This window comes from Brenneria roseae subsp. americana (assembly GCF_003115815.1).
Classification (GTDB): domain Bacteria; phylum Pseudomonadota; class Gammaproteobacteria; order Enterobacterales; family Enterobacteriaceae; genus Brenneria; species Brenneria roseae.
In genome coordinates, this window is sequence record NZ_QDKJ01000022.1 from 1 (window position 1) to 14,397 (window position 14,397).

General features: G+C 46.1%; 16 protein-coding genes and 1 tRNA gene. 10 read left to right on the forward strand and 7 right to left on the reverse strand.

What is annotated here, in order from left to right; translation table 11 throughout:
- From B4923_RS19535 to B4923_RS19575, 9 genes are all read left to right on the forward strand, one after another.
- On the forward strand, positions 1-722 hold a 722-nt coding region (locus B4923_RS19535), incomplete at its 5' end, for a type VI secretion system Vgr family protein (RefSeq protein ID WP_245929682.1).
- On the forward strand, positions 719-1,531 hold the full coding sequence (locus tag B4923_RS19540) for a DUF4123 domain-containing protein (protein WP_109491380.1): 813 nt from the start codon (positions 719-721) through the stop codon (positions 1,529-1,531). The genes B4923_RS19535 and B4923_RS19540, both read left to right, overlap by 4 nt.
- Positions 1,532-1,540: 9 nt before the next feature.
- Entirely contained in the window at positions 1,541-3,145 is a 1,605-nt protein-coding gene (locus tag B4923_RS19545) for a hypothetical protein (RefSeq protein WP_109491381.1), read from the forward strand.
- The gene (locus B4923_RS19550; RefSeq protein WP_109491382.1) at positions 3,096-4,043 is read left to right on the forward strand and encodes an IdsF; all 948 of its coding nucleotides are present in this window, start codon (positions 3,096-3,098) and stop codon (positions 4,041-4,043) included. The genes B4923_RS19545 and B4923_RS19550 overlap by 50 nt, the downstream gene beginning before the upstream one ends.
- A gap of 168 nt (positions 4,044-4,211) precedes the next feature.
- Positions 4,212-4,478 (forward strand): type VI secretion system PAAR protein, encoded by a 267-nt coding sequence (locus tag B4923_RS19555; RefSeq protein ID WP_109491383.1) that lies wholly within the window; start codon positions 4,212-4,214, stop codon positions 4,476-4,478.
- A 504-nt stretch (positions 4,479-4,982) separates the two neighbouring features.
- On the forward strand, positions 4,983-5,555 hold the full coding sequence (locus B4923_RS21150; protein WP_245929684.1) for a hypothetical protein: 573 nt from the start codon (positions 4,983-4,985) through the stop codon (positions 5,553-5,555).
- A gap of 11 nt (positions 5,556-5,566) precedes the next feature.
- Positions 5,567-5,839 carry a hypothetical protein gene (locus B4923_RS21155; protein WP_245929686.1) on the forward strand — a complete coding sequence of 91 codons (273 nt, stop codon included), beginning with the start codon at positions 5,567-5,569 and terminating at the stop codon, positions 5,837-5,839.
- A gap of 50 nt (positions 5,840-5,889) precedes the next feature.
- Positions 5,890-6,912 (forward strand): hypothetical protein, encoded by a 1,023-nt coding sequence (locus B4923_RS19570; protein ID WP_109491385.1) that lies wholly within the window; start codon positions 5,890-5,892, stop codon positions 6,910-6,912.
- Positions 6,913-7,173: 261 nt separating this feature from the next.
- Positions 7,174-7,437 (forward strand): LemA family protein, encoded by a 264-nt coding sequence (locus B4923_RS19575; protein WP_109491386.1) that lies wholly within the window; start codon positions 7,174-7,176, stop codon positions 7,435-7,437.
- Positions 7,438-7,464: 27 nt separating this feature from the next.
- Here the strand turns inward: B4923_RS19575 and B4923_RS20825 are convergent, their stop codons facing one another.
- Entirely contained in the window at positions 7,465-7,704 is a 240-nt protein-coding gene (locus B4923_RS20825) for a hypothetical protein (RefSeq protein ID WP_146187272.1), read from the reverse strand.
- Between the two features lie 124 nt (positions 7,705-7,828).
- Here B4923_RS20825 and B4923_RS19585 point away from each other — a divergent pair, with 124 nt between their 5' ends.
- Positions 7,829-8,095, forward strand: coding sequence for a type VI secretion system PAAR protein (locus B4923_RS19585; RefSeq protein WP_109491388.1), 267 nt, complete (start codon positions 7,829-7,831; stop codon positions 8,093-8,095).
- A gap of 539 nt (positions 8,096-8,634) precedes the next feature.
- On the opposite strand, the gene B4923_RS19590 is transcribed toward B4923_RS19585, so the two are convergent.
- The 6 genes from B4923_RS19590 to rlmE form a co-directional block, all read right to left on the reverse strand.
- Positions 8,635-8,721 (reverse strand) — tRNA-Leu (locus B4923_RS19590).
- 61 nt (positions 8,722-8,782) lie between these two features.
- On the reverse strand, positions 8,783-9,115 hold the full coding sequence (secG, locus tag B4923_RS19595; protein ID WP_109491389.1) for a preprotein translocase subunit SecG: 333 nt from the start codon (positions 9,113-9,115) through the stop codon (positions 8,783-8,785).
- 249 nt (positions 9,116-9,364) lie between these two features.
- Positions 9,365-10,702, reverse strand: a complete 1,338-nt coding sequence (gene glmM / locus B4923_RS19600) for a phosphoglucosamine mutase (RefSeq protein WP_109491390.1) — start codon at positions 10,700-10,702, stop codon at positions 9,365-9,367.
- Positions 10,703-10,710: 8 nt separating this feature from the next.
- On the reverse strand, positions 10,711-11,544 hold the full coding sequence (folP, locus tag B4923_RS19605; RefSeq protein WP_109491391.1) for a dihydropteroate synthase: 834 nt from the start codon (positions 11,542-11,544) through the stop codon (positions 10,711-10,713).
- Positions 11,545-11,671: 127 nt separating this feature from the next.
- Positions 11,672-13,606: an ATP-dependent zinc metalloprotease FtsH gene (ftsH, locus tag B4923_RS19610; protein ID WP_109491392.1), complete on the reverse strand. Its 1,935-nt coding sequence runs from the start codon at positions 13,604-13,606 to the stop codon at positions 11,672-11,674.
- A 56-nt stretch (positions 13,607-13,662) separates the two neighbouring features.
- Positions 13,663-14,292, reverse strand: coding sequence for a 23S rRNA (uridine(2552)-2'-O)-methyltransferase RlmE (gene rlmE / locus B4923_RS19615; protein ID WP_109491393.1), 630 nt, complete (start codon positions 14,290-14,292; stop codon positions 13,663-13,665).
- Positions 14,293-14,397 lie beyond the last annotated feature (105 nt).

Sequence of the window (14,397 nt, forward strand, 5' to 3'; positions counted from 1 at the left end):
GGGCGGGCGGTCAGTACGGGCTGATTGCGATACCGCGCATTGGCCATGAAGTTATCGTCAGTTTTCTGGAGGGCGACCCGGACCAGCCGATAGTGACGGGGCGGACATATCATGCCACCAATCTATCTCCCTATCCGCTGCCCGCCAACAAGACGCGCACGACGCTTCGCTCCAAAACGCATAAAGGAAAAGGTTTTAACGAACTCAGTTTTGAGGACGCGACTGATAACGAAGAGATATTTATCCACGCCCAGAAGAATATGGCTATGCGGGTGCTCAATTCCAAAGATGAACGCGTGGACTATAATCGCACCACGAGTATCGGGCATGATGAAGAACTGGTGGTAGCCAATGACCGTAAAGTGACGGTAGAAGGTAATCAGGATCACAAGATCACCGGCAACAGCCTGTCGCTGACGGAAGGCGATCAGGGCATACAGGTAAAGGGCGATCTGGCACAGAAGATCAGCGGTGTTTTCAGCGTGGACAGCAACGGTGATTTGACGCTGCAAAGTGGCAGCAAATTGACACTCAGGGTCGGAGGCAGTTTTGTTGTGGTGCACGCAGGGGGAGTGGATATCAAAGGGCCTGCCATTAACCTGAATTCAGGCGGCAGTCCGGGCGATCTGGCGTTGCCTGCCGATCCGGCGATATTGAAAGCGGCAGCGGCGCAGGGGACGATGTTTGTTGCGCACTGTCCGGCAAAGGAGAAGAAGGGATGAGTAAAATGACAAGCTGGGCAATCGTGGATGCCGCAGCGGAGCCTGAATTATTCTCCATGCTTGAACAAGTCGATCCTCCACATGCCAGTTTATACGCAGAGCCTGTACCTGAATATCTCGGGCGACTGGCACCGTATTTGGTAAAAGCTGAGGGGGTTGCCCTTAACTGGCTGAAACAAAGGAAAACACCCTGGGGTATATTGCTTGAAAGCAAGGCCGATATGAAAACCCTGCGTCAGCATTTACGCAAATATCTGCATGTACAGATCCCTAGTGAAGAAAAACCGGTATTCTTCCGTTTTTATGATCCTCGCAATATCTGGCCTTTTCTGGCGATCCTCTCTCCCTGGGAGCAACATACCTTTTTAGGTCCGGTGGAGACGATAACGACGAATTGGCAAGGAATGCAACGGCATGAAAGTTTCGTTGCCCTGCGAGAAAAGTTTCATGCAGGGAGTACTTCCCGGCGAAAGATAATGCAAATTTCGCAAGAGCAGATGGATAAATTAGCGTTGATTTTTGAGCAACGTTATATCGAAAATCTGGTCGAAAAAATTGAAAGCTGGAACGGGGGGAATGGGCAGGTTGATGCACAAACGGTGGGAGAAACATTCCGCTGGCTAAAGCAGCAGGGAATAACCGATGACAGAAGCATTCGTGGTTTATTTTCTCTGTTTCATACCCGGGGTTGTCTGACGACGGAGAATATCCCCGCTGATTTTAGGCGTGTTCTTTGTGCGGATGGTGAAAGGGGCGTATTCAAAGCAGAAACGCTTTTACTCAGGGAATTGGGCAGCGTGCCCCTGTAAGGAAAGTTTATGATTAGTTTAACGGCGGGGTCGCCATCGTGTAATTGTGAAAACCCGGATACCTGTATTCATGCGTTTTCACTTAAAGTAAAAGACAGAGTTTTTAATTACAAACAGGATAGCTTTATCACAACGGTGGAAGCCATTGATGAAGGCGGTGTGGGTGTTCCCGTTTCATTTTCTCTGACAGGGAAAAAGTGTGTTTCAGATAATCCATTATGTCCTCAGGGGATTATCTATGATTCGGAAAGAAGTCATTCACCAAAAACCTTTAACAGCGGTCTGACAAATTATGTGTGCGACTACGAAAAAGAAAGGATCAATATTTTTGCGACACATGATGCTATAGATTTCCTGAGGGAGTATGTGTTTTCAAAGGGCATCAAGGAGTTGATACCTAAAAAGACATATATCCTGCGTGTCGGACAATGCAACGGTGAGCCTTTTGTCAGTGAGCCTATACGTTTCTTTAATGGCATTTCCCAGATCTTTAATCTGGCGCCAAGAGATGCACTTTGGTCACAGATTGTCATTTATCCTGAGTTTAGCTGGGATGTTAGCGTTGCTATTGGAACCGATCTGGTCGTTACAGAATTTACTGAGAGACAGTTAAAAAAACAGAGCAGAGAAGAAAATAGAGCCAATGGGAACCCACAGCGTGGCGTTCGTGGATGGACAAAACGCCCTAAATATGAAATAAGCCGTTCTCTTGATATTGGCGGAAAGTTTTCATATAAATTAGGCAGTGGCAGTGATGCCACTCACGATTACTCAGTTTCCTTAAAAAAAGACTTTAAGAAAAAATCAAATACACTTTCCTGGCTGAATAAATCGGTACAGACAATCGACTTCGTTAGCAAGGCGCTTTCAACGACCAAAGGCGAAAATGATAAAATAACGCTATTGGAAACAGAAATCATCTATCCTGCGTTAGAGATTAAAGCCCAGGGTGAATTAAAAGAAGATAGCGAATCAGGCAACATATATATTGAAAGAGAATTATCACTTGGACTGGCTCCATTGATAGGGATAAAAATGACACTGGACTTGTTCCAGGCATTTGCCGCCTGGTATCACTCGGATGTTTTACTGGCAGCAGTTCGTGAAAAATTGATGTCTCAGGAACAGGCCTATGAAGAGGGCCGTAACGCTGCATTCTTAGGGACCAAGTTTTGGCTTGTTGCTGAAGGGGAAGTAAACTTCACACTGGTGTTTAAATCAGACGCAAAAAATGAGTGGGAATGGCAAAAAGATGAAGCGGCGGAAGCCACGCTGTCACTGACTCTTGAAGCGAGTGTCCGTGCCGGTGTACGATTTTATATCGCAGAGGGGGCGCTGGAGGTTGGCGGTTCAGCGACTGCAGAAGGATGTCTGGGGCTACACGCGCCTACAAAAGACAAACTGGATTTGGTATTTTATCATGAAGGGATAACGGCCAAGGTTTATGTAAATTATACAGTTGGACTTTCTTCGAATATGGAAAAATCTGACGAAAATGCTGGATTGCCAAGAAAAAAACCTAAAACCCAAGATACTAATAATGTTGAAAAGGAGTGGATAATCCATGATAAATTGGAAAAGAGCGATTCAGAATATCGGTTTAATCTTATTTAATATTAATTTATTTCTAATTTTATTATGGATTTCTCCTGTTAGGGCTGCCGAAATGAGTAGTGAAAAATATCTATTTTCTTTTAAATCATATAAAAGCACCTGTCTTTTACGGGTAAACGATCTTCCTGCAGTTGATAATACAACAATTTATTCTGGAACGATGTCGGCGGGGTTTAATCTAACTGCATTCCTAGAGAACAGTAAGAATGATATTGAACTGTTAATGGGGCCGCAAAATCATGAAGATCCTAATACTCTTTTTCCAGACTCGTCCTGTCAGGTGATTGTCAGTAAAGATACGGAAAACACAAGCACAGAGATCGCCAACTTTAGATTAAGTGTGAATGAAAAAGGCAAGATTACTGCGGGTGAGTCGGCTAATAATGGACCCAATGCGGTCAGTTCAAAAGTGTTTGAGGGCTATACCAAGAATGAAAAAGACTATGGCTTCTATAAAGTCAGGGGAAGTCTGAAGATCGCTGACTTACCGAGGTGGTCGTGGGTAAACGCCACTCCTGTCACGGAAAATGATCTGCCTAAAATACAGCGAGCCTATGCAGATATTTGGACGATGATGAAGGATCGTGATATTGAAGGCTTGAAAGCGATCACGCGGATCTCTAATCAAGAGATGGCATTTGCGGAAGGAGTCACGACCGGAATGGTATTTATATCTACCGATTTTCCCCAACATGTTATTGATAAACAACTTACGCCTACACCCATTGAATGGGGAAAATATAAACTAATTACATACCGTAATGGGCGACTTTTCCGTCTTGCAATTGGATTTTTTCAAAATTCACCACTGAAGTTTCAAGATCCCAATGGCAATGTTGTTTTCACTTACAATCCTTATTTTTCTATAATAGATGGTAAGGTGACTCTGGTAAGATAATTTCGGATGATGCGACAGGAGTTAGTGGGGTTCCTACTCCTGTCTTTTAGCTGGTCGCTTAAAACAGAGATGATACTGTTAAAGGAAGTAATAACAAAATCAGTCTTTATCGTGAAATAATGTCTAGGGATCATATATATTAATAGAAGGATTAAAAAAGGACTAAAAATGGGTAATGCTGTCAAAATTGGCGATAAGGATACGGGGCATGGTAGTTATCCCCCTACGTCCGTTACTGCGGGTTCATCAACAGTTAAGGTTGATGGCCTGCCGTTGGCCCGACAAGGTGATCCTTTGGCTCCTCACGGTCATAGCCGGAATATCATCAGCGGCTCATCCAGCGTATTTGTTGATGGTAAACCCGCTGCACGTACTGGGGATGGGATTAGCTGTGGTGGTGTGCTGATTGGTGGGGAAAGTGTAAATATCGGATGATGTCTGTGAATCACATTATTTAGGGCTTTGATTTTTGATATGGCCTTTCGCTTGCTGCTTACCAATTATATAGCTTTATTAAATAAATCGAATTTCCGTTATTTTGTTTTGAGGTGATCTGGGAGCTCATGATCCCTTGTAACTGATGGAGTTATCGTTAGTGAAAATTTGTATTTTAAGCAAGACCGGATTTATTCAACAACGCTCCATGTATCACCATAGCCCATCGTACCCCTTTTGTCTGGTGACTGCGTCCACCACACCGGCCACCAGTGATCCTCTGTCATCGCCATACCGCTCTCCTTATTCTCCCTATAGAACAACATTAGTGCAGTACCAATATTATCATAATCAGCAAGCGTCGCGGGTGCCGGATTATCGGCATCAGCCGAGTCGGATCGGTTCCCGACCCTGCTGATAGTCGTCAATGCGGGTCAGCAGTTCCGGCTGACGTTTCAGTGGACGCTGCAAACAGATCAGTTTCAAATCACGCAGACAAGGGCGTTGAATATTGATTATGGTCTTAAGATCGGCGGAACGGATTACTCTGCTAAATTTGCTGAAGCGACACATAAAATTAGAACCGTTAAAATCCTAGAGCAGATTAGTAAAGTTGAACGTTTTGTCACTAATATCAATAAATATCTATTACCTGACCCTGAGAAGAAAGGAACACGCGAATACCGTGTGTTTGATTATTCTGTCGAGCCGATGAATATGGGCGTATCGTATGCCTATCAGCGGATGATCAGTGTTGATGATGCGACGCACTTTATCGGTTTTTACGCCGCCCCGTTCCTCAGTATGAAGATGAAAATCGATCTGATACAACTGCTGGCGGCTTATTGTAAAATTGAAAAAATAGCTGCTAAGTGTCGAGAATATCTTGCCAAAGGTGGAGATGCCATCGAGTGCTATTTGCAGTTAACGACGGCGGTGCATTTGGCTATCGGCGCGGCCTATAAACAAGAAGATTGGACATTTAGTGCGGGCAAAGAGAATAAACTCGGTTTCACGCTGGAAGGTGTTGTCAGTATGGCATTTAAAAAAATATTTTATTTGTTGAAGTCGCATTAAAAGCTTCAGCATTGTTAAAAACTGAAGCCGGTTTTAAACTGGATCAACATAATGATGGAATAGATTTGGTCGGTTATCATGATGGAGTTGTAGCTGAAGTGACATTATTGGTTGATGTTAAAGAAGGAGGTAAGCGTAAGGAAGTAAAAAGTTCGATTAGTAAATATACATACAAAAACAGAACTGTTTTAGGTGCTCCTTTAAAAGAATCAGAGTCGCCAATGAGAATTAATCTATTTGGTAAAGAGAGAAGCCTTACTAAACCAAAGGTGATACCTGCATAGCCGTAGGAAATGGGTTATAATCCCAAATCTTAAGTAAAAGAAGGGATATCATGATAGGTAAAATAGATAAATGGAAAAATTTGGTTTTCTTTGGAGTGATAATGATGACTACTGCTAATGCCGCTAATGAACCACTAAAAATTCGCAGCGTGTTCGATATTAACTACGCATTTTGCGCTATCAAAACCAACGGCGTTCTCGGTATGGATAATCGTGACTCAGCCGTGTCCGGAAGAGGTTTCGGTTCATCGAGTACCAATGCCATGCTTGTTCTGGCAAATGGCGAGAACGATATTACTCTTGAGATAGGGGCATTGGGATGGTTCTCAGAAGAGAAATTGACTGATGAAGAAAGAAAAAAATTTCATCCGGAATCCAGTTGTAAACTTGATTTGACGGCCTTTAAGAGTAAAGAATCAAAGGTATTAAGCCGAATCCATGTCGGCATCAATAAAGACGGCATTCCCTTTGTCAAATCCGATGAAGAAAAAATCTCAGCTAATCCTGAAAGAATTATAATAAAAAAAATATCCGCCCAAAAAATCGAGAAAGGACATATCCCCGATAATTATTTTATTGATAATTATTTCCCTGATGGCATGGATCTATATCAGTTTACGCAAAAAGTTTATCTTAAAGGGCTTCCCGAGTGGACGTGGACAAGGGCGACTCCCTTTACTGGCACATCAGAACAGGTGCAGGCACTAAAACTGGTTTATCTTGATCTCTGGCATCTTTTTGTGGCTAAAGACAATGAAAAAATTAAATTATATCTGAATGAATCATTGCACGCCTGGTCAATAACCACTGGCGAGAATATTAATGACATTTATAATGATAACGATTTTGTTAATGATTTTAAACACCCCGATTTTCATATGATTCCTATTAATTGGAATGATTATAAGATTGAAGTCATGAATAAAGGAAGAATGGTTCGATTTGTTAATAAGTCAGATCCTACGGTATATCCTATTTCCTATTCGGTTAAGGATGATGATGGGGATAATAACTTGGGGTATTTTTCGCCAGTATTTTCCTTAATTGATGGAAGATTTATTCCTGTTATATAGGTCGGATTGGTAATGTTGGTTAGTGGGGTGTCATTGGTAAAATGAGTTTGTAATTAACGCAAGAGAGAAATGATATTATGTTTTCCAAACTTATGTCCCGACTATCCAGTATCTCTTCTATTGCTTGGCCGGTGATACTGTTTATCATGCTCGGGGGCTGGTGAGCGCAACCGTTGAGCGGGCGACGTTGCATTGGTTATTATCATACCATTCATGAGGAAGAACGCAATTCAGACGGTGAAAGACGTTATCGGTTGATACATGAAGAGAGGTGCTGTCAGCCTTTCATTTTGCAAGATGCGACCGGCAAGGTACAAAGCCAGTCGCGCTTTTATTGAGTTGCAGAAGCGTATTTCACAACAGGAAGAGCAGATTGCGGACAGATGGGAATTCTTTAATGAAAGCGTCACGTTATATAACGTGGGTATAAATGAATTCCCCGCACTGATACTGGCCAGACCGATGAACTATCCACTGTTGCAGGTTAATTCAGAGGAAACACATTATGCTGGAATTGCCCTTTGATTTAACGCTGATATCCCGTCAGCCTGTTTACGTCGTCATGTTTGCCACTTTTGGACCGGTCGCGGCGCTGCTGGTTTTCGGTACTCTGATGCGTATCCCGCCACTGAAGTGGTGCGCCACCGTCTGTGCCGGTACAGTTGCCATCAGTTGGCCGGTAAGTTTCGTCATGCGATGATCATGTTGTTCAGCGGCATTGATGGTGTTCACATCCTGCTGTGCTGTCTGACATTGCTCATAGGGTATTTCACTTTTGTTGTGTTCAACCACCGTCGTCTTGCCGGAGTTATACAGGAATATAATTCTGACGATGCAGACAAGCCGATGCTTTCGACAAAAAGACGGTCAGTCGGCAAGAAACGCAGTGGTGTTAATAAAACCGGAGGAAGGAAATATGGGAAACGCAGTTAAACAGAGTGATAACGATACCGGTCACGGCAACCACCCGCCAACGCCAGTCTCTTCCGGCTCTCCAACAGTAAAAGTGGATGGTTTGCCACTGGCTCGACTGGGGGATCCTCTGGCCCCTCATGGTCATGGACGAAACATCAGTAGCGGCTCATCCAGCGTATTTGTTGATGGTAAACCCGCAGCACGTACTGGTGATACCGTCAGTTGCGGCGGTGTGTTGATTGGTGGCGGAAGTGTAAATATCGGATGACGTTTTATCAGAAGATTTGACGGCTGAATTTTCTATTATCTGGCAGAGAATATTAACTGTCACTATCGTTTGATAGAAGAACTGATCGGGAAATGGTTATCGGGTTGCTCCATAATGGAAAAAGCCGGAAAAGATTCAGCATCTTCCCCGGCGTTTACTATGACTAATTCACCAGCCAGACGGAATCTCTACCACCCATTATCGATAGCAAAAAACTGTTCACATTAATCATCTTTGCTCAATAAGATTCACAATCCCAATCATCATTCTGCAATATCACTATCAAGATTTTCAGAATAAATGCGCATTTGGGGCAATTTTTTGCCCGAATTTGACTTGGTTCAAACCAGAACGAGGGAACAAGATACCTCAGTGAATGATGCGTCAGCCGCGCCGGGGGGGGGGTACCAGTACAGGATTGCAGTTCACCATAAAATCGGGCGCGTTGCCGGAAGAGTGGGAATGGAAGGAAAAGCCGGCTAACTCGTGGAATTGAGACAAAAAAAATAGACGTCCATTGACGTCTATTGATTTTGTATTGGTACCGAGGACGGGACTTGAACCCGTAAGCCCAATCGGGCACTACCACCTCAAGGTAGCGTGTCTACCAATTCCACCACCTCGGCATCTCAATAACTTATTCAACAGCAATGACAGGCATTACCGTGATACTGTTCCAAACGATTATTACTTCGGAATATCGCTAATCGGGGCAGCTGGCGCGGCAGGTGTCGTAGTCTGCTCTACGTTCTCTGGCTGGTTCAGGTTATCCCAGGCACCGCCTTTCTTCTGCAACGAACTCATATTCCCCAACACAAGACTGATAATGAAGAACAGAGCCGCCAATACCGCCGTCATGCGAGTCATGAAGTTACCGGAGCCGCTCGAACCGAACAAAGTGGCAGAAGCACCTGCTCCGAACGAAGCGCCCATATCAGCACCTTTACCCTGCTGCAGCATAATCAAGGCGATAAGCCCGAGCGCTACTAACAGGAAAATGACCAAAAGAGCTTCGTACATAGTTGTACCCGTAACCGTTTTCCCCATTATTAATGGAGAATGCTATATTCTTGCGGTAAACCGCGTCTAGTCCGCTAGTTGAATGAATCACTCATCCCTTATTAAGCGGGTCTGAATACTAACCAAAGGCTGTAGCGTACGCAAGGGTAATTTGGCTGTCATTTGCTGATTGAAGAAAAAAACAGCGGCTTTCAGCATGTGATAATAACCGAAAGCCTTATCTTCTTGATTGCCAGTGTTTAACGATCGTTAACCAACCGCCTTTACCGCATCCGCAATCCGATTTGCCAACTCAATAACCGTTGCTTCATTTTCACCTTCAACCATGACACGAATCAGCGGCTCAGTGCCCGATTTACGCAACAGAACGCGGCCACGACCGGTGAGTTCATTTTCAACATCCTGTGTTACCTGTTGAACGGTTTTATCCTCAAGCGGGTCATGCTCACCAGTGAAACGAACGTTAACCAGAATCTGCGGAAATAGCTTCATACCGCTGCACAAATCATGCAAACTCATGTGGTTTCTGACAATCGCTGTTAATACTTGCAAACCAGCGATCACACCGTCACCCGTTGTGGTTTTATCCAACAAAATAACGTGGCCGGAATTTTCGGCACCAATACGCCATCCCTTTGCCTGCATCATTTCCAACACATAGCGATCGCCGACTTTGGCACGAGCGAACGGAATACCCAGTTGCTTCAATGCAAGCTCCAATCCCATATTGCTCATCAGGGTTCCTACCGCCCCGCCGCGCAACTGCCCCTGACGTAAACCCTCGCGGGCGATGATGTACAGAATTTGATCGCCATCGACTTTATTACCCAGGTGGTCAACCATGATTAACCGGTCGCCATCACCATCGAATGCCAGTCCTACATCGGCTTTTTCCGCCAGAACACGCGCCTGCAACTGCCTTACATCCGTCGCGCCGCACTCTTCATTGATGTTCATACCATCCGGCTCACAGCCGATGGAAATCACTTTAGCGCCCAGTTCCCGCAATACGCTTGGCGCGATGTGGTATGTAGCGCCATTCGCGCAGTCAACCACGATCTTCAGACCGCTGAGGCTAAGCTCGCTGGGGAACGTCCCTTTGCAAAACTCAATGTAACGCCCTGCTGCATCGACAATACGATTTGCCTTACCCAATTCTGCTGACTCTACACAGGTCAACGGTTTTTCCATCTCGGCTTCTATGGCTTCTTCCACATCATCAGGCAATTTGGTGCCATCAATAGAGAAGAATTTAATGCCGTTATCATAATAAGGATTATGTGAAGCAGAGATAACAATCCCCGCTTCTGCCCTGAAAGTTCGAGTCAGATAAGCAACCGCCGGTGTCGGCATTGGTCCCGTAAAAGAGGCAGATAAACCGGCTGCTGCGAGGCCTGCTTCCAGAGCGGACTCCAGCATATAACCGGAAATTCGGGTATCTTTACCGATAATGATCTTACGCGAACCATGGCGCGCCAAAACCTTACCCGCGGCCCAGCCAAGTTTCAGCACAAAATCAGGCGTAATGGGTGTATCGCCAACTTTGCCACGCACACCGTCCGTCCCAAAATATTTGCGGTTACTCATAGTCGTTTTTATTCCTTTGCTGCAAGAGTAGCTTCAACGATGCGCATGGCATCGACTGTTTCTTTCACATCGTGAACGCGGATGATTTGTGCGCCTTGCATCGCAGCAATCACTGCACACGCCACACTGCCCTGAACGCGTTGCAATGGGGGAACCTTGAGTAGTTGCCCAATCATGGATTTTCTGGACATGCCCACCAGCAAAGGCAGTCCAAAGCGATGCAATTCCCCCAAACGAGCCAGAAGCTCGTAATTATGGGTCAGATTCTTACCAAATCCGAATCCGGGATCCACTAATAGCTTACTTTTCGGAATATTGCCGATCACGCAACGATCAATATGATGTTGTAAAAAATCCCCGATTTCCGACATCAAATCATCATAATGGGGATTATGCTGCATCGTTTTTGGCAATCCCTGCATATGCATCAGACAGACAGGTAATCCCGTTGCCGCGGCAGCTTCTAAAGCGCCCGGCTCCTGCAGCGATCGAATATCATTGATAAGGTGTGCGCCGGCTTGAGCAGAGGCGGTGATAACCTCGGCTTTTGACGTATCGACAGAAATCCACGTATCGAAACGTTCAGACAACGCTTCAACCACCGGCACCACCCGCTCCAGTTCTTCTTCGGTACTGACTTCATCTGCACCAGGGCGAGTCGACTCGCCGCCAATGTCGATCAGTGTGGCGCCAGCCGAGATCATCTCCTGAGCATGACGCACTGCTGTATTCACGGTATTGTGCTTGCCGCCATCAGAGAATGAATCAGGTGTGACATTAAGAATGCCCATCACATTGGGACGGGACAGATCCAGGGTTGATCCTCTGGCGATCAATTGCATGACATTTCCCTCGACATCGCCGGATTACCTTAAAAATTTTCCCGCGAGCTTATTCAGTAAAAAACCCCGGCCAAAGCCGGGGTTTACAAAAACAACTACGTGCGGTCGAAACATAACCACTGCCGCGTTATTTATCGCTCAGTTGTTCTGACATCGTATTACCCGGATTTGGGGTACGAGGTTCGTCAACAGGCGTCGGGGCCTTTGGTGAGCCACCGTTATCAGAATTGCTATCCGAGCTGGAGTCTTCCCAACCGGCTGGCGGGCGAACATCTTTACGAGCCATCAGATCATCAATCTGTGGGGCATCAATGGTTTCATACTTCATCAACGCATCTTTCATTGAATGCAATATGTCCATGTTTGCCATCAGCAGTTCACGAGCACGCACGTAGTTACGCTCAATCAGCGATTTCACTTCCTGGTCGATGATTCTGGCCGTTTCGTCAGACATGTGTTTGGCTTTGGCAACGGAACGTCCCAGGAACACTTCGCCTTCTTCTTCGGCATACAGCAACGGCCCCAGTTTTTCGGAGAAGCCCCACTGTGTCACCATGTTACGAGCAATAGACGTCGCGACTTTGATGTCATTTGACGCACCGGTGGAGACTTTTTCCACACCATAGATGATTTCTTCAGCCAGACGACCGCCGTACAGCGTAGAAATCTGGCTTTCCAGTTTCTGACGGCTGGCACTGATTGCATCACCTTCTGGCAGGAAGAACGTCACACCCAGAGCACGACCGCGCGGAATAATCGTCACTTTATGCACAGGATCGTGCTCAGGTACCAGACGACCAATAATCGCATGCCCGGCTTCGTGATAAGCCGTTGACTCTTTCTGCTGCTCAGTCATCACCATGGAACGGCGCTCAGCGCCCATCATGATTTTGTCTTTCGCTTTTTCAAACTCGACCATGGACACCACGCGTTTGTTACCGCGTGCGGCGAACAGGGCCGCTTCATTGACCAGGTTGGCCAAATCCGCACCGGAGAAGCCTGGCGTACCACGCGCAATCACGGATGCATCAATGTCCGGAGACAACGGCACGCGGCGCATGTGTACTTTCAGAATCTGTTCACGACCGCGAACATCGGGTAAACCCACCACTACCTGACGGTCAAAACGACCTGGACGCAGTAATGCAGGGTCCAGAACGTCAGGACGGTTGGTTGCCGCGATGACAATTATGCCTTCATTGCCTTCAAAACCATCCATTTCAACCAGCATCTGGTTCAACGTTTGCTCACGCTCATCGTGACCACCGCCCAGACCGGCGCCACGTTGGCGGCCTACCGCATCAATTTCATCAATAAAGATGATACAAGGCGCCGCTTTCTTGGCCTGCTCAAACATGTCACGTACGCGGGAAGCACCAACACCGACGAACATTTCAACGAAATCTGAACCAGAAATAGTAAAGAAAGGAACTTTCGCTTCACCCGCGATGGCTTTTGCCAACAACGTTTTCCCCGTCCCCGGAGGGCCGACCATCAGGATACCTTTCGGTATCTTACCGCCCAGTTTCTGAAAACGGCTTGGTTCACGCAGATACTCGACCAGTTCGCTCACTTCCTCTTTTGCTTCATCACAACCCGCTACGTCGGCAAAGGTCGTTTTGATCTGATCTTCCGTCAGCATCCGGGCTTTGCTCTTGCCAAAGGACATCGCGCCTTTACCGCCGCCGCCTTGCATTTGACGCATGAAGAAGATCCAGACACCGATCAGTAACAACATTGGGAACCAGGAGATAAAGATCGAAGCCAGCAGGCTTGGCTCTTCCGGTGGCTCACCAACGACTTTCACATTCTTCGTTAGCAGGTTATCCAGTAGCTTGGGGTCGTTGACAGGAATATAAGTCGTGTATCTGTTGCTATCTTTTTTGATAACATTGATCTCACGCCCGTTAATACGTGCTTCACGGACCTGATCCTGATTCACTTCAGTCAAGAAGGTTGAATAATCCACCCTACGGCCATTCGACTCGCTGGGCCCGAAGCTCTGGAAAACGGACATCAGCACTACTGCGATGACTAACCAGAGAATCAGGTTTTTCGCCATGTCACTCAAGGGATTAACCTCATATTACAACTGTGTTAAAAAACAGCGTTAGGGTACTACAGTTTGCGCCCTGTCGCTACAATATACACTTCACGTGACCTGGCACGCGAAGCGTCTGGCTTACGAATCTTAACCTTCGTAAACAGGGAGCGAATTTCCCGCAGGTATTCATCAAAACCTTCTCCCTGAAACACTTTCACCAGAAAACTTCCGCCTGGCGCTAATACATCCCGACACATTTCAAGTGCTAATTCAACCAGATACATCGATTTCGGAATATCAACTGCCGGTGTACCGCTCATGTTCGGGGCCATGTCAGACATCACCACCTGAACCTTGCTATCCCCAACTCGCTCAAGCAGCGCTTTGAGGACTAATTCATCACGAAAATCCCCTTGAAGGAAATCGACACCAACAATAGGATCCATCGGTAAAATATCACAGGCGATGATACGGCCTTGTCCGCCAATCTGTGTCACTACATATTGCGACCAGCCGCCTGGCGCAGCCCCCAAATCGACAACGGTCATACCGGGTTTAAACAATTTGTCGCTCTGCTGTATTTCATCAAGTTTAAACCAAGCTCGTGAGCGTAGCCCTTTTTTCTGCGCCTGCTGCACATATTTATCGCTAAAGTGTTCCTGCAGCCAGCGACTGGAACTCGCAGAACGCTTCTTATTAGCCATCTATTTTCCAACTATTCTTGTAAGACGCTCTCGGTGGATAGAAACTTCTCACATATCCCCAATCAGCACAGCCAAATTGGTTATAATCATGAGATGGCGGTAGAA